The organism is Streptosporangium sp. NPDC048047 (assembly GCF_040653115.1).
Lineage (GTDB): Bacteria > Actinomycetota > Actinomycetes > Streptosporangiales > Streptosporangiaceae > Streptosporangium.
This window is the reverse complement of record NZ_JBEZNH010000022.1, coordinates 75,952-100,584: the sequence shown is the minus strand read 5'-3', so window position 1 is coordinate 100,584 and position 24,633 is coordinate 75,952. Positions and strand designations below refer to the sequence as shown.

Here is a 24,633-nt window from a genome sequence, read left to right as displayed (position 1 = left end):
CCCGGGTCAGCTCATCGAGGGGAAGACCGCGGCGTAGAGGTCCACGCCCTCGGGGCGGTGGACCTCCAGGTCGGTGGTGAAGGCCCGGGGCGGGGTGCCGCCGGACTCGGTGTGCTTCCACAGCCGCTGCCAGGCGTCCCGCAGCGTCTCGGGCATCTGCCCGCGCGCCTCCAGCTTCAGGCACGGCACGGCGGGCACCCGCACCGCGACCATCCCCTCGGGCATGGCGGCGGCACTGCGCACCGCCACCCCGACGATCACCGTGTAGGCGCCGTGGTGGCCGCTCTCGTAGTCGGTGTACACCGCGTAGACGTTCTCATCCACCCTGCCCGGGACGTGGGCGAACGCTCCGGGGACCCCGACCCGCGCCCACAGCGCGGCCAGCCGTCCCCGACCCTCCCCCTCCTCGGCGTTCGACGTCCGTACGGCACGGCCGACGACCAGCGACTCCGGCCGATCAACGACGATCACAACGCCTCCCATGGCCATCCCGCTTGATTCACGCAAACGGGATCCTAGCCGTAGCCCGGAGTGATGCTCCCCGTTCCCGACCGCCGGAACGGGGAAGGCTCCCGCTGCATTATTCACCGGATAAGGTGGGGGAACGTGAAGTTTCTCAATGGGATGACCCCGGCCTACGACCTCACGTACAGCGACGTCTTCATGGTCCCGGCGCGCTCCTCGATCGGCTCGCGCCTCTCGGTCGACCTCGCCACCCACGACGGCACCGGCACCACGATCCCGATCGTCGTGGCCAACATGACGGCCGTCGCCGGGCGCCGCATGGCCGAGACCGTCGCCCGCCGCGGCGGCATAGCCGCGATACCGCAGGACATCCCCATCGAGGTGGTGGCCGACGTCGTCGACTGGGTCAAGCGGCGCGACCTGGTCCACGACACCCCGCTCACCCTCACCCCGCACGACACCGTCGGCGAGGCGCTCAACCTGCTCCCCAAGCGGGCGCACGACGCGATCGTCGTCGTCGACCGGGACAACCGCCCGATCGGCGTGGTCACCGAGGTCGACTGCGGCGGCGTGGACATGTACACGCAGCTCTCGCAGGTCATGTCGTCCGGCCGCCTGCTCACCCTGCCCGCCGGCCTGGACCCGCGCGAGGCGTTCGACCGGCTCCACGAGGGCCGCCACCGGCTCGCCCCGATCGTCGACGGCGACGGCCGCCTGGTCGGCATCCTCACCCGCACCGGCGCGCTGCGGGCCACGCTCTACAAGCCCGCCGTGGACGCCTCGGGCCGGCTGCGCGTCGCCGCCGCCGTCGGTGTCAACGGCGACGTGGCCGCCAAGGCCGCCGAACTGCTGGAGGCCGGGGTGGACTGCCTGGTGGTGGACACCGCCCACGGCCACCAGGAGAAGATGATCAGTGCGCTGAAGGCGGTCCGGGCGCTCGACCCGGACGTGCCGGTCGCGGCGGGCAACGTCGTCACCGCCGGCGGGGTGCGCGACCTCGTCGAGGCCGGGGCCGACATCCTCAAGGTCGGCGTCGGGCCGGGCGCCATGTGCACCACCCGGATGATGACCGGCGTGGGCCGCCCGCAGTTCTCCGCCGTGCTGGAGTGCGCGACCGAGGCGCGCCGCCTGGGCCGCCACGTCTGGGCCGACGGCGGCGTCCGCCACCCGCGCGACGTGGCCCTCGCCCTGGCCGCCGGGGCGTCCAACGTGATGATCGGCTCCTGGTTCGCCGGCACGTACGAGTCGCCCGGCGACACCCGCACGGCCGCCGACGGCCGCAGGTACAAGGAGAACTTCGGCATGGCCTCGGCCCGCGCGGTGAAGCTGCGCACCGCGGAGGACTCTCCCTTCGAGCGGGCCCGCAAGGCGTTGTTCGAGGAGGGCATCTCCACCTCCAGGATGTACCTCGACCCGGCCCGGCCCAGCGTCGAGGACCAGATCGACGCCATCGTGGCGGGCCTGCGCTCGGCGTGCACCTACGCCGGGGCCGCCGACCTGGAGGAGTTCCACGAGCGCGCGGTCATCGGCGTGCAGAGCTCCTCGGGCTACACCGAGGGCATGCCGCTGCACCAGAGCTGGTAGCCCGCTCCCCCGCGCGTGCGCCCGCCGTACGGTGACACACCTGTACGGCGGGCGCACGCATCGTCGCCGCGCGCCGGGGTAGTCGCCTGAACGATCACCCACTGACACAGCGGGAAGGCGAGCGGACATGACACACGTACCCACCGCCACGACGCAGCCGGCGGAGCGGCTCGTCGTCGTGGACCGGAGAGTGCTGGTCGGCTACGACAACTACGCGGCGGCCCAGCGGACCGTGGACATGCTCTCCGACGCGGGGTTCCCCGTCGAGCACGTGGCGATCGTCGGCAGCGACCTGCGGCTGGAGGAGACCGTCACCGGCCGGATGACCAACGGCAGGGCCGCGCTCAAGGGCGCCGGCAACGGCCTGGCGTTCGGCGCCGTGGTGGGGGCGTTCCTCGGGCTCTTCACCTCCACCACGATGTCGTTCATCGTCCTCGTGCTCTGGGCCGCGCTCTGGGGCGCGGTGGTGGGGGCCGCGTTCGGGTTCGTCAACCACCTCTTCACCGGCGGGAAGCGGGACTTCGTCTCACGCAGCGCGATCGTCGCCGGCCGCTACGACGTGCTGGTCGCGGCCTCGCACCTGGACAACGCCCACGCCGTGATCGAGGCCGCCAGCGGCCCGGCCGACACCGTCGTCGTCGAGGTGCCGCCGTCCGCGGGCACCTACGACCCGGACGCCGTACGGCCCACCGCCCCGAGCGTCCGGTATCCCGGCGCCGCGGCCGACCGGCCGGCGGACGAGCGGCCCGAGGCCGAGCGGCGGGCGGAGGAGCGCCCCGTGACCGGGCGGCGGGCGGAGGAACACCTCGTGACCGGACACCGCGAGACCGAGGGAACGGCGGACGAGCACCCGGCGGACGGGCGTTCCCCGGTCACCGGGCTCACCGGCGGGCGGGACCTGCCGGAGGACAGGCCTCACTCGGTCCCCGCGCAGACGTCCCGGCCCGACCGCGACACGGCCGACCCGAGCCGCTCCTAGGACCCGTGGTTCCCTGCCGCGGCGAGGATCCGCGGAACGGGTACCGGCAGGGCTGATGAGAACGAAGGGCGCGGGGGCCGCGGCGAGCGCCGTGGCAGCCGCGCCCTTCGCCGTTCCGGTTCACGGCGACGACCCGCCGCTGCCGGCAGAGGGAGCTGACCAGCGCCGTGGAGGCCCCGGCGTGGCGGCCGTCCTGCTCCGAGGCGGAGCCGCGGTCCCGCCGGGGGAACGCGACGCCCCCGGCACCCGGTCTCCTCTCGGCCGTGTTCCCGCCGGTCAGGTGACTGACGGCGACCCCCACGGGGTTGTCGCCCACCTGGATCACCTTGACGATCTCGTCGGTCCGGGTGTCGACGACCAGGGCGGCGCCCAGGTCGAAGGCGGTGACGTAGAGGCGGCGGCCGTCGGAGGAGATCGTCATCCCGGTGGGGACGCCGCCGATCGGGATGTTCTCGACGACGGCTCCGGTCCTGGTGTCGACCACCGCCACGGCGCCGCCCCGGGGGTCGGTGACGTACAGGCGCCTTCCGTCGGGAGAGATCACCACTTCGCGGGGGGCGGCGCCGACGGGGATGACGCGGGTGACGGCACCGGTCCGCAACGCGACCACCGACACGGTGGCCGCCCGGAGGTTCGTGACGTAGGCGCGGGCGCCGTCCGGGGAGACAACCAGCCGCAGCGGGCTCTGGCCCGCCTCGATGGTGGCGGTCACGACGCCGGAGAGCGCGTCGATCACCGACACCGTCTCCGAGTACAGGTTGGCCACGTAGACACGGTCGCCCCGCGGGGAGACCGCCACCCCGACGGGCCCCCTGCCGACCGGCACGGTGCCGATGACGTCGTCGGTGGCGGTGTCGATCACCGATACGGTGTCGGAGACCTGGCTGGTGACGTAGACGCGACGACCGTCCGGGGAGACCGCCGCCCCGACGGGAGCGACGCCGACCTCCACGGTACGGACGGCGGCCCCGATTCCGGTGTCGATCGCCGACACCGTCCCCGAGTACAGGTTGGTCACGTAGACGCGGTCGCCCCGCGGGGTGACCACCGCACTGACCGGGGCCCTGCCGACGGTGACGACGGCGGTGACCGCGCCGGCCCGGATGTCGACCACCGAGAGGGTGCCCGCACCGAACCCGGCGACGTAGGCGGTCTCCGTGGGCCGGGCGGGCGGGCCGGCCGCTCCCGTCCCCGGCCGTTCCCGCACGGCCGGGGACACCCCGGTCGGGGACACCCCGGCCGGAGACACCGCGGACTGGGGCACCGCGGACTGGATGGGTGCAGCCACGGCGACCAGCGTGACCGCGACCACCGACGCCACGACCGTGACCGCAGGCACACGGAGCGACGACCGGTGGATCCTCCGGCGGACCGGGTGGCGGCCGGGCGGTCGCGGGTGGCGGCCTCCGGTCCCGTTCACCGTCCGGCTCCGGGGACTCCGCGGGTTCCGCGGGCTCCATGGGCCCCGTGGGCCCCGGCTCCGCCACATCCGACCTCCCCGGTGACGACGGCGGAGGTCTTTCTACGCCGTAGCGCCGGGCCGCCCGCGGCGCGACGCGCGGAGGACGGATTTTCCCTCCGCGGGCTTGGTCCGTTCATCGACGTGGCGGCGGCCGGAACGGAAGTGATCGGGCCGGGGTTGACCGCGACCTGGCACGACGCGGCGCCGCGGCCCGGTCCGGCGCCGTGATCCGACCCGACCCGGCACCGCGACCCGGCCCGGTCCGCCGGCGCTCTTGCCCGGCCGGCCCGCCACCCTGCCCTGGACCGGGCCACGGCGCCGGCCGGCGGGCCCCGGTGAAGTGACGGAGCGGCCTCGACTCGGCGGATCGAGGAGGGGATACTGGGAGTTCCCGCCTGCTGACGGTCCTGCCGGAGTGCCCGCCGTACCCGGTGGAGGGTGCGCGCCGGACCGGCGCGTCGCGGACCTCCGGAGAGGACGGTTCCGCCGTCCCGGGGATCCGCGCACGGTGACGGCGGGCGCCGGTCCGGCCGTACCCGCCGCCGGGAGGGTGGCGCGGGCTCGCCCCCGATGGACCCGCGAGAGACCGTGAGAGCGCTCTCTGGAAGAGTTGTCGGCCTTTTCCCTTGAAAACGATCTCCGTGACAGTACGGTTACCGTCGGGTTTTTTCTTGACACGCCTTCTCCGGGACGGGATTCTCGGGAGAGCGCTCTCACGCGCGTGCCCGACAGAATGGAGCCTTAGACATGACCACGTCCGCCGCAGGGGCCGGCGACACCGGCCCGCTGACCTTCCCCGAGGGGTTCCTTTGGGGGGCGGCGACCGCCGCCTACCAGATCGAGGGCGCGGCCGCGGACGACGGCAGAGGCCCCTCCATCTGGGACACCTTCTCCCGGACCCCCGGCAAGGTCCGCGCCGGCCACACCGGCGATGTGGCCTGTGACCACTACCACCGCCGCAGCGACGACGTCCGCCTGATGAGCGACCTGGACCTGGCCGCCTACCGCTTCTCCGTCTCCTGGCCCCGCATCCAGCCCGACGGGTCCGGTCCGGTCAACCCGCGCGGCCTCGACTTCTACGACCGCCTGGTGGACGAGCTGCGCGAGGCCGGCATCACCCCGATCGTGACGCTCTACCACTGGGACCTGCCGCAGAGCCTGGAGGACCGGGGCGGCTGGACCGTCAGGGACACCGCCGAGCACTTCGCCGACTACGCCGCGATCATGCACGCCCGGCTGGGCGACCGGGTGGAGACCTGGACCACCCTGAACGAGCCCTGGTGCTCGGCGTTCCTCGGCTACGGCTCCGGCATCCACGCCCCCGGCCGCTCCGAGCCCGAGCTGGGCTTCGCCGCCGTCCACCACCTCCTGCTCGGCCACGGGCTCGCCGTCGACGCGCTGCGGGCCGGCGGGGCGGAGAAGGTCGGCATCACGCTGAACCTCGCGCCGGTGGTCGGCGAAGACCCCCTCGCGGTCTCCCTGGTGGACGGCCTGCAGAACCGGATCTTCCTCGATCCGGTGCTGCGCGGCGAGTACCCGGCCGACGTGGTCGAGCGGGCCCGCCGCTTCACCGACTGGTCGTTCGTCGAGGACGGCGACCTGGAGATCATCAGCCGGCCCGTCGACCTGCTGGGCGTGAACTACTACACCCCGCAGACCGTCGCGGCCCGCCCCGGCGAGCCCGCCAGCCCGGTCTTCCCCGGCAGCGAGGGGATCGCCTTCGGCGGCGCCGACGCGCCGAAGACGGCGATGGGCTGGGCCATCCAGCCGTCCGGCCTGACCGACCTGCTCGTACGGCTGTCGCGCGACTACCCGGGCACCCCGCTGGTCATCACCGAGAACGGCGCGGCCTTCGACGACGAGGTGAAGGACGGCGCGGTCCACGACCACGACCGGGTCTCCTACCTCGACGCGCACCTGCGCGCCGCGCACGCCGCCATCGAGCAGGGCGCCGACCTGCGCGGGTATATGGTGTGGTCACTGATGGACAACTTCGAGTGGGCCGAGGGCTACGGCAAGCGGTTCGGCGTCGTGCACGTCGACTACACCACCCAGCGCCGCACCCCCAAGGACAGCGCCCTGTGGTATCGCGACGTCATCCGGCGGAACGGCCTGTGAGAGCACGCCCGACGCTGGAGAAGGTGGCCGCCCGGGCCGGAGTGTCCCGGGCGACCGCCTCCCGGGTCGTCAACGGCTCCACCCGGGTGGCCCCGCAGATCCGCGAGGCGGTCAACCGCGCCGTGGACGAGCTGGGCTACGTCCCCAACCAGGCGGCGCGCAGCCTGGTCACCCAGCGCGCAGACTCGATCGCCCTGGTCTTCCCCGAGCCCTCCACCAGGGTCTTCTCCGACGACCCGACCTTCGGCGGGATCATCCGGGGCGTCAGCATGGAGTTCGAGGAGGCCGACAAGCAGCTCGTGCTGATGCTCGCCGGCACCGAGGGCAGCTACCGCCGGGTCGAGCGCTACGCCACCAACGGGCACGTGGACGGCGTGATCGTGGCGTCGATGCACGGCTCCGACCCGCTGCCGGCGATCCTCGCCCGCCGGGGCGTCCCGGTGGTCTGCAGCGGGCGTCCCACCATGGCGGGCGAGCTGCCGTACGTGGACATGGACAACGCCGGCGGCGCCGAGCGCGCGGTGCGGCACCTGCTGGAGCGGGGACGCCGCCGGATCGCGGCCATCGCGGGCCCCCAGGACATGGTCGCCGGGATCGACCGCCTCGCCGGCTACCGGAACGTCCTGCGCGACTCCGACCGCCGCTCCATCGTCGCGGTCGGCGACTTCACCCGCGAGTCGGGAACGGCGGCCATGCGCCATCTGCTGGCCGACGACCCGGCACTGGACGCGGTGTTCGCCGCCAACGACCTGATGGCGCTGGGAGCGCTGCGGGCGTTGCGGGACGCCGGCCGCTCCGTTCCCGGCGACGTCGCCGTCGTCGGCTTCGACGACATCCCGGCCGCCTCCTACGCCGAGCCGCCGCTGACCACGGTCCGGCAGCCGACCGAGGAGATGGGACGGCAGCTCGCCCGGATGGTCCTGGGCCTGGAGGATCGGGGATCCGTGGTGCTCTCCACCGAGCTCGTCGTGCGGGAGTCCACGAAGGCCGTCTGACCGCCTCCGCGCGGGCCTCCCGCCGCTCCCCCCGGGGGGAGCGGCGGGCCGCTTTCCGCGTGGATCGCCCGGTCGGCTCCCCGGTGGACCCGCCTAGGTGGACTTCCTGACGACGAGACCGGCCGGCATGAGCACCGGCTCGGCCGGTCTCCCCTCCATCAGCGTGAGCAGCAGCCGCACCATGGTGGCGGCCTGCTCGGCGTGCGGGACGCTGACCGTCGTGAGCGGCGGGTCGGTGTAGCGGGCCGCCTCTATGTCGTCGTAGCCGACGACCGCGACGTCGGCGGGGACCCGGCGGCCGGCCTGGCGCAGCGCGTGCAGGGCCCCGATCGCCATCAGGTCGTTGGCCGCGAACACCGCGTCCAGTGCCGGGTCGTCCGCCAGGAGCTGCCGCGTCGCCGTCGCGCCCGACTCGCGGGTGAAGTCGCCGACCGCGACGATGGAGCGGCGGTCGGCCTCCCTCAGGACGTCCCGGTATCCGGCCAGGCGGTCCTGGCCGGCCACCATGTCCAGCGGCCCGGTGATGGTCGCGATCCGGCGGCGTCCCCGCTCCAGCAGGTGACGTACGGCGGTGGCGGCGCCCGCCGCGTTCTCGCCGTCCGCGTAGGGGATCTCGACCGGCACCGCGGGTCTGCCGTACGACACGACCGGGACGCGCAGCCGGGTGAACGTGCCGGGCAGCGGGTCGGCGCTGTGGCTCGACACGAGCATGACGCCGTCCACGTGGCCGCCGGCGATGTAGTTCTCCACCCGGGCGTGGCTCTCCGGCGACCCCGCCAGCAGCAGCACCGTCTGCCTGCCCGCGGCCTCCAGCTCCAGGCTGGCCACCCGGATGACCGTGGAGAACATCGGGTCGTCGGAGAACACCCGGTTCGGTGACTCCGACACCACCAGCGCGATCGAGTTGGTCCGCTGGGTGACCAGGTTCCGCGCCGCGCCGTTGGGGACGTAGCCCAGCTCGCGCACCGCCCGCATCACCGTCTCACGGATGTCCGGAGTGACGGTGGCCTGGCCGTTCACCACCCGGGAGACGGTCGCCCGGGAGACTCCCGCGCGGGCGGCGACCGCCTCCAAAGTGGGTCGTCTCATCTGCCACTCCCCCAGCAGTTCTTTTCCGTCGGGCGGCCTCGGGCGCCGCGGTGCGGTGCCCTCGCCCGGCGGCCGGTGTCCTCATCCGGCGGCCGGTCTCTTCTTCCGGCGGCCGGTGTCCTCGTCCGGCGGCCGTCCGGGACCGGGCGGCCGCTTCACCCGGGGTGGCTCACCCCTTCACCGCCCCCTGCATGATCCCTCCGATGATCTGCTTGCCGAGCAACGCGAACACCAGGAGCAGCGGAAGGGTGCCCACCGCGGTCCCGGACAGCCCGAGCACGAAGTCGTTGACGTATCCGCTGGCGAGCGTGGACAGGGCCACCTGCACCGTCGGGTTCTCCGGGGTCAGGACGACCAGCGGCCAGAAGTAGTCGTTCCAGGCGGTCATGAACGTGAGCATGCCGAGCACGGCCGCCGCCGGCCGGGCCGCCGGGATCACGACGTTCCGGAACAGCCCCCAGGTGGTGCAGCCGTCGATCCTGCCCGCCTCCAGCAGCTCCGTCGGCAGCGCGCGCTGCAGGAACTGCGTCATGAAGAACACGCCGAACGCGTTGACCAGCGCCGGGACCACCAGCGCGTACATGGTGCCGGTCCACTCGACCTTCACCATGAGCATGTACAGCGGGATGATGCCGAGCTGGGCCGGGACCATCATGGTCCCCACGGTGATCAGCAGCATGACGTTCCTGCCCCGGAACCGCAGCTTCGCGAAGGCGAACCCGGCCAGCGTCGAGAAGAACATCACGGTGACGGCGATCGAGCCGGAGACCACGAACGAGTTGAGCAGCGCCAGCCCGAACGGGACGGTGTCGAAGACCCGCTCCACGTTCGCGAAGAAGTTGCCGCCGGGCAGCAGCGGGGGCGGAACCTGGGCGAGCGCGGCGTTGTCGCGGGAGGCGACGACCACGCTGTAGTACAGGGGGAACGCGGAGAAGAACGCCACCGCGGTCAGCGTCAGATAGCGCAGCCTCATCGGCCGCTCACCTCCTTCGGCCCGTCGCGCCGGTCACCCCGGCCGTCCGGGCCGTTCCGGTCGTCCCCGGGTCCTCGGTGCGCCGGCCGGGTCATTTCAGGTCTCCCCGGGAACGGCTGATGAACAGGTAGTTGACGGCCGCGGCGACCACCACGAAGGCGAACATGACCCACGAGGCGGCCGAGGCGTAGCCGAAGTCGAAGTTGACGAAGCCGCGCTCGTACACGTAGAGCGCGAGTGTCTGGAACTGCCGGTCCGGTCCGCCGGTGACGATGTTGCCGCCGTTGGTGCCGGCGCCGAACAGCAGCGGCTCGGCGATGACCTGCATCGCCCCGATCGTGGAGACGATCACCACGAAGATGATCGTCGGCCGGATCATCGGGATGGTGATCCTCCGGAGCTGGGTGTACGGCGACGCGCCGTCGAGGGTCGCCGCCTCGTAGAGCTCCCGCGGTACGGCCTGCATGGCGGCGAGGAAGATCAGGGCGTTGTACCCCGTCCACCGCCACATGATCATGACGGAGAGGGCGATGTGGGAGGAGAGGGTGCCCTCGCTCCAGGCGACGCCGTCGGCGCCGAACCAGGAGAGCACCCAGTTGACCAGGCCGAAGTCGCGGCCGAACAGCTGGCTGAAGATCACCACGACCGCGACCACGCTGGTCACGTTGGGCAGCAGGAGCGTGATCCGGAAGAAGGTCTGCGCCCGCAGCGGACGGTTGAGCATGTTCGCCAGCCAGATCGCCATGACCAGCTGCGGGACGGTGGACAGCACCCCGATGGACAGGGTGTTGAAGGTGGCGTTCCAGAAGTAGCCGTCACCGAACAGCTTGGCGAAGTTGTCCAGGCCGATGAACTCGTGGACGTCCGAGAGCAGGGTCCACTCGTGCAGGCTCACCCAGGCGGTGTAGATGAGGGGGAACAGGCCGAACGCGCAGAACAGGGCGAGGAACGGAGCGACGTAGGCGTACGGCGAGACTTTCACGTCGAGCCGGTGGCGCAGGGAGCGCCGGGGCGGGCGGTGGGACGCCCGCCCCGTGATCGTGGCCGCCGGCCGGTCCGGGGCACGAGTGGCCATGGCTGGGCCTTTCAGGAGGTCGGATGATCACTTTTCGGAGGGCCGGCGGGCCGGGGAACCGGGACGCCGATCCGAGGCCGGGGGCGCCGGCCCGGGGCTCGGCGCGCCGGTGCGGGGCCTGGCGGGCCGGTGCGGGGATCCGGCCCGTGCCGGGTGGGGGAGCCGGCCCGGTCGTTCCGAGCCGGCCGCGCCGTCACTTGACGGTTTCGGCGTCCTTGAGGGCCTGGTTCCAGGCTTCCTCGGGCTGCTGCTTGCCCTGCTCGACACGGCCGATGCCGTCACCGAAGGCCGCACGGACCAGGGCCTCCTTCGGGCCGAGGTGCTGGGGCTTGAGCGCCTTGGCGGCCTCGGAGTAGATCTTGCCGACCGGGGCGTCGTTGAAGAACGGCTTGGTGAAGTCCTTGATCGACGGGTCGTCGTAGAGGGCGGGGATGGAGGGGAAGCTGCCCGTCTCCTTGAACACCTTGGCCTGGTTCTCCTTGGAGGTGAGGAAGTCGATCAGCTCGGCCGCCTCCTTGGGGTGCTTGCTCTGCTTGGGAACCATGAGGTGCGAGCCGCCGCTGTTGCCGGCGCCGCCGGGCACCGTGGCGATGTCCCACTTGCCCGTGGCGTCCTTGGCCTGCTCCTGGATGTAGGCGGTCATCCAGGCGGGGCAGATGATCGTGGCGAAGGAGCCCTTGGCGAAACCGGTGTTCCACGGCGGGGAGAAGGCGGCGAGCTTGGCCGACAGCCCGTTCTGGACGACCTTGACGGAGGTGTCCCACGCCTTCCGCACATCCGGGTTGCCGCTCGCGATGAGGTTGTCCTGCTGGTCGTAGAAGCCGGTCGGGGCCTGGTTGACCATGGCCCGGAACAGCTCTCCCGGGCTGTCGACGAACTTGGCGCCCGGAACCTTGGCCTCGGTGAACTTCTTGCCGGTCTCGATGTAGGCGTCCCACGTCGGCCAGAGCTCGGAGACCTTCTCCCGCTCGTCGGGCAGACCGGCCTTCTCGAACAGGTCCCTGCGGTAGCACATGGCCAGGCCGCCGACGTCGGTGCCGAGGCCGAGCAGCGTGGAGCCGTCCTTCGACAGGCCCTGCTGCCACTTCCAGTCGAGGTAGTCGCTCTTCCGCCGGTCCAGACCGAACTCCTTGAGGTCGTGGAACTTGGCGGGCTGGGCGGTGAAGGTGCTGATGAAGCCCACCTCGACGGCCTCGACGTCGGCGGCGCCCGCGTTGGTGGCCAGCTGCTTGACCAGGTTGTTGTGATGGTCGTCGAACTTCGTCACCCGCTCGACGATCTCCACGTCGGGGTGGGTCTTCCGGTACTCCTCGTACAGCGGCTTGAAGCCGAAGTCGCCGAAGAGGGCGACCGTCAGCTTGATCTTCTCTCCCGGCTTGGCGGCGTCCGCGCCGCCCGTGGCGGAACCGCCGCCACAGGCGGCGAGGCTCAGGGCGAGTGCGGACGCGGCGACCACCGGGGCGAGCAGACGGCGTGGGGTGCTCATGGAACCCTCCCTGGGTTCTCAAGATGATCATGGAGAGAGCGCTCTCAGGAAGAGAGGCTGATGGCACACGGGGGGCGTGTCAACATCTTCGGGGATAACGATCGCCGTTACCGAGCCGTGCGAAGCGGGGCGGCGCCCTCAGCGTTCCAGCCGCTTCCTCTTTATGTTTTTGCACTTCAAAGCCATTTTTAAGACAGCCGGCACGCTCCGCGGGAGCGCTCCCCCTGCGAGATGGAGCCGTACCGGGATCTTGTTCTGCAAGCGGGCCGGAGGCGGACGGACGCTCGACCGGGCCCGTTTGGGAAACCGCTCTCTCGTATGTGCCGGGCGGCTCACCCTCCCGTGGCGCCACGCCGGGAGCGGGAGGGGACACCTGCGTCCCTCGCGTGTCCGCCCGACCCCGTAGAGTCGTCCGGTCGGCCGGAAAACGGCCGGCGCGCAACCGATAAGGAGAACCACGTGGCACTGGAGAAGCCGGAGATCGACTTCCCCGAGGGCGAGGCCCCCTCGGAGCTGCAGATCACCGACCTCGTCGAGGGAAGCGGCCAGGAGGCCAAGCCGGGTGACATGGTCACCGTGCACTACGTCGGCGTCGCCTTCTCCACCGGCGAGGAGTTCGACGCCTCGTGGAACCACGGCGACACCTTCCAGTTCCCGCTGGGGGGCGGACGGGTGATCGCGGGATGGGACCAGGGCGTCGCGGGCATGAAGGTCGGCGGCCGCCGCCGGCTCGTCATCCCGCCCCACCTCGGCTACGGCAACCGCGGCGCGGGACCCCTCATCAAGCCTGGCGAGACGCTCATCTTCGTCGTCGACCTGCTCGGCGTGAACTGACGTCACCGCGGGCGGCCGCCCGTTCCGGATGACCGGACCCGGCCGGCCGCCCGTCGCCGGGTGAGCGCCCGGTCCCGGCCGCCCGCCCACCGCCGGTCCCCCCTGTCCCCGGGCAGGCGCCCGCCGCACGGCAGGGATCCGTTCCCGGGCAGGCATCCGGAAAGCGGCGGCCCTCGTCGCCGGAACACCGGCCGCGACTCGTAGGGTGATGGCTGTGTTGCTGATCGAGCTCGCACGCACCTCGGCCGCCGTGGCGGCCACTCCCGCACGCCTGGCGAAGATCTCCCAGCTCGCGGAGTTGCTCGGCAGGACCGAGCCCGGCGAGGCGGAGATCGCCATCGCCTACCTCTCCGGCGAGCTGCCCCAGCGCAACGTCGGCGTGGGCTGGGCCGCCCTGCAGGACCCGCCCGAACCCCGTCTGGCCGCGACCGCCACCCTGCGCGAGGTGAACGACCTCCTCGACCGCATCAAGGCCCAGGCCGGCCCCGGTTCCCAGCTCGCGCGCAAGACCCTGGTCGAGGAGCTGTTCGGCGCCGTCACCCGCCAGGAGCAGGTCTTCCTGTCCCGGCTGCTCCGCAGCGAGCTGCGCCAGGGCGCGCTGCACGGGGTGATGACGGAAGCCGTCGCCAAGGCCGCCGGGGTCCCGGTGGCGGAGGTCCGGCGGGCGCTGACCTTGCGCGGCTGGCTTCCCGCCGTGGGCGCCGCCGCACTGGCCGGCGGGGTCGACGCCCTGCGCGCCTTCCGCCTGGAGGTCGGCCACCCGGTCGCCCCGATGCTCGCCCAGAGCGCCGTCTCCGTGGCCGCCGCACTGGACAAGCTGGGCGGGCCGGTCGCGCTCGAATGGAAACTCGACGGTGTCCGGGTGCAGGCGCACCGCTCCGGCGACGAGGTCACCGTCTTCACCCGCACGCTCGACGACATCACCGCCCAGGTGCCCGAGCTGGTCGAGGCGGTCCGCGCGCTGCCCGCCGCGGATCTGGTCCTGGACGGCGAGGTCATCGCGCTGCGCCCCGACGGCCGCCCCCAGCCCTTCCAGGTCACCTCCGGCCGCGTGTCGAGCCGCCTCGACGTGCCGGGGGTCCGCGCGAAGACCCCGTTGAGCGTGTTCTTCTTCGACGCGCTGCGGGTGGACGGCGCCGACCTGCTCGACCTGCCCGGTGAGGCGCGCCACGCCGCCCTCGCGGCGGCCGTCCCCGCGGAGCTGGTGACCCCCCGCCTGGTGACCGACGACCTCGCGAGCGCCGAGACGTTCTTCAAGGACGTGCTCCGGAGCGGCCACGAGGGCGTGGTGGTCAAGTCCCTGCGGGCGCCCTACGCCGCCGGGAGGCGCGGCGCCGGATGGATCAAGGTGAAGCCCCGGCACACTCTCGACCTGGTGGTCCTCGCCGCCGAATGGGGACACGGCCGGCGTCAGGGCAGGCTCTCCAATCTCCACCTGGGAGCGCTCGACCCGGGCACCGGCGGCTTCGTCATGCTCGGCAAGACCTTCAAGGGGTTGACCGACGAGTTGCTGGCGTGGCAGACCGACCGCCTGCTGGAGATCGCCGAGGGTCCCGCCGACGGCTTGACGGTCACCGTCCGCCCCGAGCTCGTGGTCGAGATCGCGTTCGACGGGGTCCAGCAGTCGAGCCGTTATCCCGGTGGGATGGCACTGCGCTTCGCCCGGGTCATCCGCTACCGGCCCGACAAGAGCGCCGGCGAGGCCGACACCGTCGAGACGGTGCGCTCCCTCATGTTCTGAGGGCCGCGAGCCCCGCATCGGGGAAACGCCCCGAAGCCCGCACGGCTCCAGCGTCCCCGAAGATTCACCGCCCGGATCACACCGGCACGCCACGATGCGGATCACCATGTCCGGCGCGTGCGGCTGGCCTCATTCGATCTAGGCGGAAATCCGCGTACCACCGGCATTTCCAAGATTCACCGCGTACGCTCACAACCCCGCGGACCAGCCCGGAGATCGCAGATCCGGACAGCTGAATGATCTTTTATGATCCGCACACGATCATTTATTTGCATCTCCATCAAGATTCATTGACACAGTGATATGAATCACTTGCAACGCTTTAAGTTGCCTTTACCGGTTCTTTGTCGCATATGTTCGACCGCATCGCGCGGGTGACATTCCGTCTCCCCGCCCACGAGAACGGCCTGCATCCCCCTCGTCCCCTCGTGCCCCATGGCCGTCTCGCGTCCTGCCCCCGACCTTGGACCCGTGATCACCCTTGGGCCTGCATTCCGCTCCCCCGTCCGACAAGACCCTCCCCTTCCGGAAGCCGGAGACGAACCGGCGGCGCCTGGCCGTGCTGGCCGTCGGCGCCACCGCGGTGGTGGCGGTCTCGAGCACCGCCTGGGCGCTCTCGGCCGACGACCACGCTTCGCGGGCGTCCACGGCGGCCGTCTTCAGCCCCCGGCAGGCCGGTGCCCCCGGCGACACCACGCCGGACGGCCTCGCCTCCCCCTCCGCGTCCTCCTCGGAGGGGTCCTCCTCGGGGACGCCCGGTCCGAACGCCTCCGCGGCCGCCGACGAGGCGAACCCCCGGGTCTCCCCCTCCCCGGCGGCCTCCCCCGGGACCTCCACCACGACGGGGACGTCCCCCGGCACCCGCCCCACCGCCGAGGCCGCCCCGCGGTCGCGGTCCGGGAGCGGGCGGGACACCGCCTCCGCGCCGAAGGACACCGGGAGCACGGCCGCGAACACGGCCAGGAGCACCGCGCGGAACACACCGAAGAGCGAGACGACGGGCAAGCCGAAGACACGGCGGTCCGGCGCCCGCGACACGTCGAACGCGGGGCGCGTGCTCTCCAGCGGCGCCTGCGGCGCCTCCTACTACGACGAGCCGCAGATGACCGCCAGCGGCGAGCGCTTCGACCCGAGCGCGATGACCGCCGCTCACAAAACCCTGCCGCTGGGCAGCAAGGTCCGCGTGACCAACCCGGCCAACGGCGAGTCGGTGACGGTCCGGATCAACGACCGCGACCCCTACACGGGCGGGCGCTGCCTGGACCTGTCCAGGGCGGCCTTCTCCGCCATCGGCGACACCGGTGCGGGCGTCATGCGGGTCAAGTACGAGGTCCTCGCCACCTGACCGGCTCCCCCGCAGGCCGGTGAGGCCCCGATGGCCCACGAGGCCCCGGTTCAGGTCGGCATCCCCGGCACTCGGCCGGCGTCCCCTCCCGACCGGCGTCCCCTCCGGGGCGGCCGGCGCCTCCGGACCGGTCGGCGCCTACGGGCCGGCGGACGCCTACTTCACCGGGCGCATCGCCAGCGGGTACCGGAAGTCATCGTCGGTCAGCGCCTTGACCCCGCCGATCACCGACAGCACCATGCCGCCGATCCATACCGCCGGGATCAGGACGGCGCCCACGACGGTGATGGCCAGGAGCACGGTCGCACCCAGCAGGGTCAGCTGGAAGTTGAGCGCCTCGACCGCGTGCCTGCGGACGTGGGGCGAGGTCCTACCGGCGGCGAGCAGCATGATGAGCGGGCCGATCGCGAACAGTCCGGTCAGCGGCAGCAGATGCGCCGCGGCCGCGCCCAGCCGTTCTCCTCCGTCCTTCGCCCGCGCGGCGGGGTACGGGAGGGGCCGCCCGCCCGTCTGCGGGTGGAACGCGGGGACGGCGGGGCGGGAGCCGTACAGCTCGTACATGATCGGCATGAGGTCACCGTGGACGCGGGCCGTCATGGCCCGCTCCAGCCTGTCGTCGAACTCGAACTTGTCGAGCCGCCCTTCGGCATAGGCCGTCTTGACGTGCTCGACGACCTGCTCCCGGTCCTGGTTGCTGACCCGCAGACCGGCGTGGCCCGGCCCCGGAGCGGGGGACGCCCCGGTTTCGCGCCACGGGCTCGCCTCCGGTGTCGCTGTCCGTTCCATGAGACCGACATACCCTTCGTCGTTGGCTTACCTCCATGATCGCGGTGGGCTTCCGGCCGGTCCATCCGGATAAACCCTTGGATATCCCCTAGAGGGCACCCCGGCATGACCCCGTCGGACCCCTGGGAGATGTATATAAGAGGCATGAGATGGCGGGATCGCTACGGATTGAGGCGGCGAGGCGGCCCTAAGATCGCCAAGTTCGATCGTGAGGCCACCGACGCCGACATCGAGGCGCTCATCGCCTTCGCGAAGTCGCGCCGGGGTGTCGAGTTCTACGTCGAGCCGGAGACCTTCGCGACGGACACCACGGCGATGGCCATCGCGGACGACGGCGAGTGGACGAGGCGCCGGGTCGGCTCCCCCGCGGTGATCCGCAAGGTGGCCCGTGACCTGTCGCTTCCGGTCTACGACGTGCAGCTGACCGGCTACCCGCCCCGGATGCGCGCCTACAACGAGCGGCGCAGGCTCGCCGAGGACTGACCTCCGGGCATCCTGGGCCGGTCACCCGGCCTGTGCCGCGGGCTCCTCCAGCAGGGAGATCATGGGTAGCAGCCACGCGGCTCGGGGACTGCCCATCTCCTCGTCCAGCTCCTCGGGGCTGGGCATCCTGTCCTTCAGCGCCTGCGGCGGGACCAGGTGCCGCAGTGCGTGCATGAGCAGGTTGGCCATGGAGTAGCCGGGATCGGCCTCGTGCGCACGGGTCAAGGCCACCCCGGCCAGTGCGGAGTCACCTTCCCGCCAGGCGACCACGCCGAGCAGGGAGGCGGCCGGCGCGACGAACCGCGGCTCCAGCCGCAGGGTGAGGTCCTGCCATAACCGGCGGTGGACGTCGCAGGAGTCGTCGGTGACGAGCGCCCACGCCTCGTCGCGGACGCGGACCACCGCCAGGTCGAGCCCCAGCCTGGCCGCCTGCTCGTCGTCGAGCCGCCCGCCCGCGGCGTAGGCGCCGATGGCCGCGCGGACCCGGGTGACGCCGTCGGCCACGAACTCCGCCGCGAACCCCTCGACGTCGCCGCAGGTGGCGAGCCTCTCTCCGACCTCCCTCGTGACCCGGGCGGTGGCCCGTCGCATGGCCTCCCGCGCGGCGCCGCCGACGGGGTCGAGCGACCTGGCCAGAGACTCCCGGTCGGGGAAGGCGACCAGCCCCCGCACGGTCGCCTGGGCGGCGATCTCCCCGGCCCGGGGGTCGTACGGTGTGCCGTCCGGAGGACAGCATCCGGACCGGGAGCAGAGATAGGACCAGTAGCGGCCGTCCTCCACCCGCAGGGCGTCGACGACGACGAGGCCGCCCCGGCGGAAGAGCGCGACGGTCTCGTCCATGACCGGGGTCACCAGGGGGCCGGTGCCGTATCCGGCCAGGATGACCTGGGTGACCCCCTCCCGGCGGAAGACCGCGGCGACCTGGGCGGCGTCCGGGTCGACGGGCGGCAGGTCCCAGCGGACGGTGAGATGCAGCCGCCCCCGGGGAGGACGGCCCCTCAGGCCGATCGCGACGAGGCTGTCGGCGGGGTGGAACCCCAGGAGGTATGGAACGGCGCCGAGGACGTCCTCGGTGGACCTGAGCAGGAGACCGGGCTGGTCGGCGAGGGAGACGGACTGGACGGACGGGGCCGGCGAGGCCGGGAGGTCGGTTGTCATGGCCCAGAGCCTCGCGCGTCCCCCGCCTCCTCCGTCCGGCCGAATCCCGTTCTGTGGACGGCCGGACGGGATCGGGCCGGCCTGTGGAAAACCTCCCGGCGGCCCGGAGCGCGCCGCGCCCGGCACGCAGGCCCGGCGGCCCGGCGGCCCGGCGGCCCTGTCTCAGCCCCGCCGGTGGAGAGGCTCCGCGGGCGCCAGGCGCGCCCGCACCATGACGGTCGCCCCCGCCACGGCGGCGGGCATCGCGGCCACCGCCGCCAGCGGGATCAGGAAGATGACGAAGAGCGGTACCCCGAAGCCGAGCACGACCGCCTTGTCCGCTCTGAGCAGGGCGAAGCGTGTCCTGCGCCGCATGCCCCTGCGCTCCATGGCCAAAGTGGTGAGCTCGGCGGTGAGGAAGAAGCCGGACACGATCGCACCCAGGACCGGCGCCACCGTCTGGCCGACCACCGGCACGAAGCCGAGGAAGAACAGCGGGATCGTGAACAGCAGCGTGTACCCGAGGATGATCAGGCTGTCCCTGATCGAGCGGGGGATCGATCTCCAGAGCGGGACCTCGGGCCCGTCCGGCACCTCCCCGTGGCTCTCCTCGACCTTCTCGGAGAGCTTCTCGTAGAAGGGCTCGCCCAGGATCAGCGTGACCGCGGTGAAGGTCACCACGGCCAGGACCACTCCCGCGCCGAAGAGGGCCACGCCGAGCAGGGTGTACAGCGTGGAGCGCGCCGCCTCCCCCCACCCCGCGGCGAACGGCGTCATCCATTCGGCGATGTCCCGCGCGCTGGAACCGAGGAAGTAGAGCGCGACGGCGTAGAGCACGAACGCGATCAGCGCCGGGACCAGACCGAACAGCCACCACCGGGGGTTGCGCGCGACCCAGCGCAGTCCCTGGAGGAAGAAGCCGGCGCCCTTCGCGAAGGAGCGGAAATGACCCATGGCCGGAAGATTAGCGGGAGCGGCCGATCGCCGTACGCCGCCGCCGCCCCGGCCGGAAGGCCGGAAGGCCGGAAGGTCAGGCGCGCCGCCACAGGCCCGGCACGGAGACCCCCAGTGTGGCGAGGAGACGGCGCAGGAGGGGCAGGGAGATGCCCAGGACGTTGCCGTGGTCGCCCTCGATGCCCTCGACGAACCAGCCGCCGGGGCCGTCCAGGGTGAAGGCGCCCGCGACCCGGCAGGGCTCGCCGGTGGCGACGTAGGCGGTGATCTCGTCATCGGAGGGCGCGCCGAAGCGCACGACCGTGGCCCCCACCTCCGACACCTGTCCGCCGCTCGCGGTGTCGATCACGCAGTGGCCGGTGAGCAGGCGGCCCTCGCGGCCGCGCATGGACCGCCAGCGGGCGACGGCCTCCTCGGGCGAGGACGGCTTGCCGTAGGCCCGGCCGTCGAGTTCCAGCACCGAGTCGCAGCCGATGACCAGGCCGCCGGTCACGTCGCGCGCCACGGCCGCCGCCTTGGCGCGCGCCAGGGTGAGGCAGAGCTCTCCGGGGCTGGCGGCGGTGACGGCCTCCTCGTCGACTCCGCTGACGATGACTTCGGGGTCCAGCCCCGCACTGCGCAGGAGGGCGAGACGGGCGGGCGAGGCGGAGGCGAGAACGATCCTGGTCACGTCTGCCGAGCCTAGCGTCCACCGCGACCCGTGCGGACGGCCCCTCCCGAGGGCGGGGCACGGCATCGATCGGGCCGGGTGGAGGACGCCGGGTTGGAGGACGCCGGGTTGGAGGACATGGCGCCGGTGGGAGGGCTCCGGAGCGGACGGCCCGTCCCGCGCGGGACGGGCCGTCCGCGCGGGCGCCGCGGCCGGGCCTACTCCGGCTTGATCGTGGAGATCGAGGAGATCGCGGTGTTGATGTCGCGCCAGTGGGAGCGCTGGACGTCGGGGATGGTCACGAAGACGAGGGCCGGCTTGTCCACGCCGGGGACCTCCTTCACCGCGACCGCGGCCATGGAGCGATGGGACTTGCCCTTGACCTTGTACCTCACCTGGTAGGCCAGCATCCACCCGTCCTTGATCGACTGGGAGGCCGTCCAGGTGATCTCCCCGCCGCGGGGGTGATGGTTGAGCGTCCAGCGCGCGGCCAGCAGCGCGGTGTCCTTGTCGGTCTCCTGCACGTTGATCGGCACCGGGCAGCTCACGAGCATCCCGCGTGAGGCCGCGCCCCTGACCTTCGGCAGGACCTGCCTGGTGGCGAACGGCGCGGCGCCGTAGCCCTTCCACGGCTTGCCGAAGCGGATCAGCGACACCCCGGAACGGGTGTCGCGGACACGGCGCTTGGCGGGGTGCTCCTTGCCGGGCAGCCGGCCGAGCCGTTTGTCGTCCGGCAGTTCGGGGACGCGGGGATCGGCCAGGGCGGCGAGCACCGCGGCGCTCTGGGGCGGCGTGGCGGGGGCCGCGCTCGCGGTCGGCGAGGCGGAGGGGGACGCGGAGGCGGACGCCGACGCCGACGCCGATGAGGACGCGGAGGCCGACGCCGGCGCCGACAGCGGCTCGGGCGAGGAACCGGGACCGGGCGGGGGCGTCGCGGCAGATGGCGCGGCGATCGGCCCCGGCGCCTCTCCGCCCGGTCGTTCTGAGGAGCCGGACGACACGAAGCCGATCACCGCCGCCACGGCGGCCACGATCACGGTGACGGTCACGGCCAGGAACCGGTAGATCACGCGCATCGGCAGGTCGCCGATGCGCGACCGCTTCACCGCTGAGACCGGAGGATTCTTGGGCCCGGGCCCGGCGACGATCTTCGGCAGCTCGGAGGTCTCCGCCTCGGCCACCACGTATGTCGGCATGGAACCCGTCCCACGGGTCCCTTCGGTCCCACCCACCCCATCGAGCACGATCGGGAGCGTACGACAAATCGGCTTATCCCGTGCGGGATACCCATCACACTTAGAAAACGAGTGATTTTTTCACGTTTGGTCAGACACCTGCCGAAAGGCGAACCGCAGCCACGGGACGTCCGCGACGACCGTACGGGAGCCGGGCTCGATCTCGGTGAACCCCGCGTCCCTGACCACGGGCAGACCGGAGCCGGCCAGCGCCCCCCAGTCGCCGGGCGCGGCGGTCCGCACGGCCACCGCCAGGCCGCGCTCCCGCCAGGCGCGGCGCGCGTCCTCGTCTCCGGCCCACCAGGCGAGCTGGGCGGCGTGCCCGGCCTGGGCCATCGCCTTGCCCGCCGACATCGCAAGGCCCGGGTTCACCCACAGGACCGGCTCCCCGGGCGCGGGCGGCGCCGGTTCGGCGGAGTCGGACAGGTCGGTGCCGGAGACCTGGAGACGCGACAGGTCCCTGGGCCAGGCGTCGAGCGGAACCGGCGGGTGGATCCGGACCTCGGCGGTGCCGTGGGTGACGGTGAGGCCGGGCAGGGCGAGCACCCGGCGCCACTCGGCTCCGCGCGCCCGCCGTACGACCTTTCTGATCCGGCCGTCCTCCCAGGCGCGGACCGCCTCGGCCCACTCGCCTCCGGGGGCCGCCTGCGGAGCGTCGAGCAGCGTCAGCACGGCCAGTGCGGCGGCCTCCAGGGCGTCGGTGCGCTCGGGCGGAGCCGCCCGTTCGATGCGGACCACGAGCGGGAGGACCCGCTGCCCGGCCACGTCCTCGTCCCGCCGGGGCCGTCCGGCCTCCGAGACCGCCCCGGGGGTCTCCGGGGCCCCCGTGAAGGTCCTCCCCGCCTCCGCCGTCCCCTCGGTCCTCACGTCCTCCGCCGCCTCCCCGGTCTCCCCGGCCCCCGCCTCCCCGGCCCCCGCGGCCTCCGCTGCGCCGTACCCGTCCCGCTGCCCGCTCGGCTCGTTCACGCCTTCCAGGGTGCCCGTCCGGCGGGGGTGCGGGGACCGGCGGGTCACGCCGTACCGGACGGACCGTCCCGGGCCGCCGGGCTCCCTCCACCGGAACGGGATCATCAGCCGCCCGATCGCGGAGAGTGACGACGATCCGGCCCGTCCACATCCCGGCGGGCCGTCCACCTGCGGATCCATCGCTTCCCCACTCCCGCCGGGCCACATCCGAGCACTATGCGTTACCGGACATAGCGGACTTCGCAGACATAAGGAACTTTCCTCCTTATTTTCGCAATTGCGTAGTTTCCCGATTACCGGCCCGCTTTGTTACAGGATGGGACGCCGCCGGTATCAGGTCTGCAACACCCAAGTCGCCCCACTTGTCCAGGGGAGACTCCCGATGCTCAGCTTTGTTCGACCATTGCTGACGGCTGACCCCAGACCGGACGATAAAAGGAGTGCTGCCGTGTTCCATGCGCGGACATCTGGCAAGTTTCTAGTAGCAGTGGCAGGAGGTGCACTCCTGCTGAGCGCCTGCGCGGGCACCGACTCGGCGAGCAAGCCCACCACGTCGGGCTCGGCCGCAGCCTCTTCGGGCTCCGGTGCGGGGAAGACGGTCACCTTCGCCTTCGACCAGGAGTTCAGCTCCTACAACGGCAACACCGGCGCTGAGAACGCCTCCCGCAACAACCTGCCGCTGCAGCGCGTGCTGACCGCTTTCTGGTACTTCGGTGGCGACGGCACGGTCACCCCGAACAAGGACTTCGGGACCTACGAGAAGATCTCCGACGACCCGCTGAAGGTCAAGTACACGATCAACCCCGCGGCCGTCTGGTCCGACGGCACGCCGATCGACTGTGACGACCTGATGCTGGCCTGGGCCGCCAACTCCGGCAAGATCAAGGGCTTCTCCACCGCCGGCACCACCGGCTACGAGCTCACCGACGTGCCGAACTGCGAAAAGGGCGGCAAGGAGATCACCCACACCTACAGCGAGCCGTTCGGTGACTGGGCCGGCGCGCTGTACGCGCAGGGCCAGATCATGCCGGCCCAGGTCGTGGAGAAGAAGGGCGGCCTGTCGGAGGACGAGTTCATCGAGGCCGTCAAGAAGAAGGACGCCAAGAAGCTCGCCGACGCGATCAAGTTCTACAACGACGGCTGGCTCATGAAGGGCCAGCTGCTCAGCGAGGACCTGATCCCCTCCTCCGGCCCGTACAAGCTGTCGAAGTTCGACGCCGGCCAGTCGCTGACCTTCACGGTCAACGACAAGTACTGGGGCCCCAAGCCGCAGGTGCAGACCATCGTCGAGCGCTTCATCGCGCTGGACCAGCAGGCGCAGGCGCTGCAGAACGGCGAGGTCAACATCGCCGTGCCGCAACCCGGCCCGGACGTGCTGAACCAGCTGAACGCCCTTGAGGGCGTCACCGTCAAGACCGGTCCGCAGTACTTCTACGACCACCTTGACTTCAACATGGACTCCAGCCCGTTCAAGGACCGCACCCTGCGCGAGGCCTTCGCCAAGTGCGTTCCGCGGCAGCTGATCGTCGACAACCTGATCAAGCCGCTGAACCCGAACGCCACCATCCTCCAGGCCCGTCTGGTCTCCAGCGTCCAGCCGAGCTACGCCGACGTCGTCAACGGCATCGGCGGCGAGGACAAGAAGTACGACCAGGTCGACATCGAGGGCGCCAAGGCCCTGCTGAAGAAGGCCGGCAAGGAAGGCGTCGAGATCAAGATCGGCTACCAGTCGCCGAACCCCCGCCGCACCTCGGTCACCCAGCTGATCAGCGACTCCTGCAGCAAGGCCGGTTTCAAGATCAAGGACAACGGCGACGAGAACTTCTTCGGCAACGGCCTGACCAACAACACCTACGACGTGGCCCTGTTCGGCTGGATCGGCTCCGACCTGATCAGCGGCAGCACCTCGACGTACACCTCGCCCAGCAAGTGCGACAGCGAGCACAAGGGCAACAACAACGGCTGCTACTCGAACAAGAAGGTCGACGAGCTGCTGAAGAAGGTCAACGCGACCACCGACAAGGCCGCGCAGACCCCGCTCATCGCCGAGGCCGAGAAGATCATGTGGCAGGACCTCGCCACGATCCCGCTGTACGAGAACCCGAACCTGACCGCGTGGTCCGAGGGCGTCAACAACGTCATCCCGAACCCGACCCAGGCCGGCATCAGCTGGAACATGGACAAGTGGACGATCGAGTAGTCCCACCCGTTCCGACCGCGGGCCACGGCCACGGCCACGGCCGCGGTTGACGGAAAACAGCAGTCCCCACGGGGCCG

At 71.8% G+C, this 24,633-nt stretch carries 21 protein-coding genes; 9 read left to right on the top strand and 12 right to left on the bottom strand.

Annotated features, from left to right (window positions below; translation table 11 throughout):
- Window positions 1-6 precede the first annotated feature (6 nt).
- Window positions 7-471 (bottom strand): GyrI-like domain-containing protein, encoded by a 465-nt coding sequence (locus AB0D67_RS20525; protein ID WP_362937691.1) that lies wholly within the window; start codon window positions 469-471, stop codon window positions 7-9.
- A 135-nt stretch (window positions 472-606) separates the two neighbouring features.
- Here AB0D67_RS20525 and AB0D67_RS20520 point away from each other — a divergent pair, with 135 nt between their 5' ends.
- Together AB0D67_RS20520 and AB0D67_RS20515 are read left to right on the top strand one after the other, a co-directional pair.
- On the top strand, window positions 607-2,049 hold the full coding sequence (locus AB0D67_RS20520) for a GuaB1 family IMP dehydrogenase-related protein (protein WP_362937688.1): 1,443 nt from the start codon (window positions 607-609) through the stop codon (window positions 2,047-2,049).
- A 127-nt stretch (window positions 2,050-2,176) separates the two neighbouring features.
- Window positions 2,177-3,028, top strand: a complete 852-nt coding sequence (locus tag AB0D67_RS20515) for a general stress protein (RefSeq protein WP_362937685.1) — start codon at window positions 2,177-2,179, stop codon at window positions 3,026-3,028.
- Here AB0D67_RS20515 and AB0D67_RS20510 read toward each other — a convergent pair.
- Entirely contained in the window at window positions 2,931-4,367 is a 1,437-nt protein-coding gene (locus AB0D67_RS20510) for a YncE family protein (RefSeq protein ID WP_362937682.1), read from the bottom strand. The genes AB0D67_RS20515 and AB0D67_RS20510 overlap by 98 nt on opposite strands.
- Before the next feature lie 870 nt (window positions 4,368-5,237).
- Between AB0D67_RS20510 and AB0D67_RS20505 the strand changes: the two genes are divergently transcribed.
- Both AB0D67_RS20505 and AB0D67_RS20500 read left to right on the top strand, forming a co-directional pair.
- Window positions 5,238-6,608 (top strand): GH1 family beta-glucosidase, encoded by a 1,371-nt coding sequence (locus tag AB0D67_RS20505; RefSeq protein ID WP_362937679.1) that lies wholly within the window; start codon window positions 5,238-5,240, stop codon window positions 6,606-6,608.
- Window positions 6,605-7,603 (top strand): LacI family DNA-binding transcriptional regulator, encoded by a 999-nt coding sequence (locus AB0D67_RS20500; protein WP_362937676.1) that lies wholly within the window; start codon window positions 6,605-6,607, stop codon window positions 7,601-7,603. Before AB0D67_RS20505 ends, AB0D67_RS20500 begins: the two co-directional genes overlap by 4 nt.
- A 93-nt stretch (window positions 7,604-7,696) precedes the next feature.
- Here the strand turns inward: AB0D67_RS20500 and AB0D67_RS20495 are convergent, their stop codons facing one another.
- The 4 genes from AB0D67_RS20495 to AB0D67_RS20480 form a co-directional block, all read right to left on the bottom strand.
- Complete coding sequence (locus AB0D67_RS20495) at window positions 7,697-8,692, bottom strand: LacI family DNA-binding transcriptional regulator (RefSeq protein WP_362937673.1); 996 nt, start codon at window positions 8,690-8,692, stop codon at window positions 7,697-7,699.
- A gap of 169 nt (window positions 8,693-8,861) precedes the next feature.
- On the bottom strand, window positions 8,862-9,665 hold the full coding sequence (locus tag AB0D67_RS20490) for a carbohydrate ABC transporter permease (RefSeq protein WP_362937670.1): 804 nt from the start codon (window positions 9,663-9,665) through the stop codon (window positions 8,862-8,864).
- A 91-nt stretch (window positions 9,666-9,756) separates the two neighbouring features.
- The gene (locus tag AB0D67_RS20485; protein WP_362937667.1) at window positions 9,757-10,740 is read right to left on the bottom strand and encodes a sugar ABC transporter permease; all 984 of its coding nucleotides are present in this window, start codon (window positions 10,738-10,740) and stop codon (window positions 9,757-9,759) included.
- Window positions 10,741-10,933: 193 nt separating this feature from the next.
- Entirely contained in the window at window positions 10,934-12,226 is a 1,293-nt protein-coding gene (locus AB0D67_RS20480) for an extracellular solute-binding protein (RefSeq protein WP_362937664.1), read from the bottom strand.
- A 459-nt stretch (window positions 12,227-12,685) separates the two neighbouring features.
- Here AB0D67_RS20480 and AB0D67_RS20475 point away from each other — a divergent pair, with 459 nt between their 5' ends.
- The 3 genes from AB0D67_RS20475 (at window position 12,686) to AB0D67_RS20465 (ending at window position 16,146) form a co-directional block, all read left to right on the top strand.
- The gene (locus AB0D67_RS20475) at window positions 12,686-13,060 is read left to right on the top strand and encodes an FKBP-type peptidyl-prolyl cis-trans isomerase (protein WP_362937662.1); all 375 of its coding nucleotides are present in this window, start codon (window positions 12,686-12,688) and stop codon (window positions 13,058-13,060) included.
- 214 nt (window positions 13,061-13,274) lie between these two features.
- Window positions 13,275-14,801 (top strand): ATP-dependent DNA ligase, encoded by a 1,527-nt coding sequence (locus AB0D67_RS20470; RefSeq protein ID WP_362937659.1) that lies wholly within the window; start codon window positions 13,275-13,277, stop codon window positions 14,799-14,801.
- Between the two features lie 481 nt (window positions 14,802-15,282).
- The gene (locus tag AB0D67_RS20465; protein ID WP_362937656.1) at window positions 15,283-16,146 is read left to right on the top strand and encodes a septal ring lytic transglycosylase RlpA family protein; all 864 of its coding nucleotides are present in this window, start codon (window positions 15,283-15,285) and stop codon (window positions 16,144-16,146) included.
- Between the two features lie 156 nt (window positions 16,147-16,302).
- Here the strand turns inward: AB0D67_RS20465 and AB0D67_RS20460 are convergent, their stop codons facing one another.
- Window positions 16,303-16,932: a DUF1707 and DUF4870 domain-containing protein gene (locus tag AB0D67_RS20460; RefSeq protein ID WP_362937653.1), complete on the bottom strand. Its 630-nt coding sequence runs from the start codon at window positions 16,930-16,932 to the stop codon at window positions 16,303-16,305.
- A gap of 144 nt (window positions 16,933-17,076) precedes the next feature.
- On the opposite strand from AB0D67_RS20460, the gene AB0D67_RS20455 reads away from it, so the two are divergent.
- A complete protein-coding gene (locus AB0D67_RS20455) occupies window positions 17,077-17,415 on the top strand; it encodes a hypothetical protein (protein ID WP_189245595.1) in 339 nt (112 codons plus the stop codon).
- Window positions 17,416-17,436: 21 nt separating this feature from the next.
- Here the strand turns inward: AB0D67_RS20455 and AB0D67_RS20450 are convergent, their stop codons facing one another.
- The 5 genes from AB0D67_RS20450 to AB0D67_RS20430 form a co-directional block, all read right to left on the bottom strand.
- Window positions 17,437-18,573 (bottom strand): DUF4192 domain-containing protein, encoded by a 1,137-nt coding sequence (locus tag AB0D67_RS20450; RefSeq protein WP_362937649.1) that lies wholly within the window; start codon window positions 18,571-18,573, stop codon window positions 17,437-17,439.
- 162 nt (window positions 18,574-18,735) lie between these two features.
- The gene (locus tag AB0D67_RS20445) at window positions 18,736-19,506 is read right to left on the bottom strand and encodes an EI24 domain-containing protein (protein WP_362937646.1); all 771 of its coding nucleotides are present in this window, start codon (window positions 19,504-19,506) and stop codon (window positions 18,736-18,738) included.
- Window positions 19,507-19,582: 76 nt separating this feature from the next.
- Window positions 19,583-20,176: a nucleoside triphosphate pyrophosphatase gene (locus tag AB0D67_RS20440; protein WP_362937643.1), complete on the bottom strand. Its 594-nt coding sequence runs from the start codon at window positions 20,174-20,176 to the stop codon at window positions 19,583-19,585.
- Window positions 20,177-20,373: 197 nt separating this feature from the next.
- Entirely contained in the window at window positions 20,374-21,351 is a 978-nt protein-coding gene (locus tag AB0D67_RS20435; RefSeq protein ID WP_362937640.1) for a hypothetical protein, read from the bottom strand.
- 120 nt (window positions 21,352-21,471) lie between these two features.
- Window positions 21,472-22,356, bottom strand: coding sequence for a peptidyl-tRNA hydrolase (locus tag AB0D67_RS20430; RefSeq protein WP_362937637.1), 885 nt, complete (start codon window positions 22,354-22,356; stop codon window positions 21,472-21,474).
- 487 nt (window positions 22,357-22,843) lie between these two features.
- Here AB0D67_RS20430 and AB0D67_RS20425 point away from each other — a divergent pair, with 487 nt between their 5' ends.
- Window positions 22,844-24,556 carry an ABC transporter family substrate-binding protein gene (locus AB0D67_RS20425; protein ID WP_362937634.1) on the top strand — a complete coding sequence of 571 codons (1,713 nt, stop codon included), beginning with the start codon at window positions 22,844-22,846 and terminating at the stop codon, window positions 24,554-24,556.
- Window positions 24,557-24,633: the final 77 nt, after the last annotated feature.

Excerpts from the sequence above, each read along its gene's own strand:
- AB0D67_RS20515 (WP_362937685.1), top strand. The coding sequence starts at position 2,177 with ATGACACACGTACCCACCGCCACGACGCAGCCGGCGGAGCGGCTCGTC.
- AB0D67_RS20505 (WP_362937679.1), top strand. The coding sequence starts at position 5,238 with ATGACCACGTCCGCCGCAGGGGCCGGCGACACCGGCCCGCTGACCTTC.
- AB0D67_RS20495 (WP_362937673.1), bottom strand. The coding sequence starts at position 8,692 with ATGAGACGACCCACTTTGGAGGCGGTCGCCGCCCGCGCGGGAGTCTCC.
- AB0D67_RS20490 (WP_362937670.1), bottom strand. The coding sequence starts at position 9,665 with ATGAGGCTGCGCTATCTGACGCTGACCGCGGTGGCGTTCTTCTCCGCG.
- AB0D67_RS20485 (WP_362937667.1), bottom strand. The coding sequence starts at position 10,740 with ATGGCCACTCGTGCCCCGGACCGGCCGGCGGCCACGATCACGGGGCGG.
- AB0D67_RS20480 (WP_362937664.1), bottom strand. The coding sequence starts at position 12,226 with ATGAGCACCCCACGCCGTCTGCTCGCCCCGGTGGTCGCCGCGTCCGCA.
- AB0D67_RS20460 (WP_362937653.1), bottom strand. The coding sequence starts at position 16,932 with ATGGAACGGACAGCGACACCGGAGGCGAGCCCGTGGCGCGAAACCGGG.
- AB0D67_RS20455 (WP_189245595.1), top strand. The coding sequence starts at position 17,077 with ATGAGATGGCGGGATCGCTACGGATTGAGGCGGCGAGGCGGCCCTAAG.
- AB0D67_RS20450 (WP_362937649.1), bottom strand. The coding sequence starts at position 18,573 with ATGACAACCGACCTCCCGGCCTCGCCGGCCCCGTCCGTCCAGTCCGTC.
- AB0D67_RS20445 (WP_362937646.1), bottom strand. The coding sequence starts at position 19,506 with ATGGGTCATTTCCGCTCCTTCGCGAAGGGCGCCGGCTTCTTCCTCCAG.
- AB0D67_RS20435 (WP_362937640.1), bottom strand. The coding sequence starts at position 21,351 with ATGCCGACATACGTGGTGGCCGAGGCGGAGACCTCCGAGCTGCCGAAG.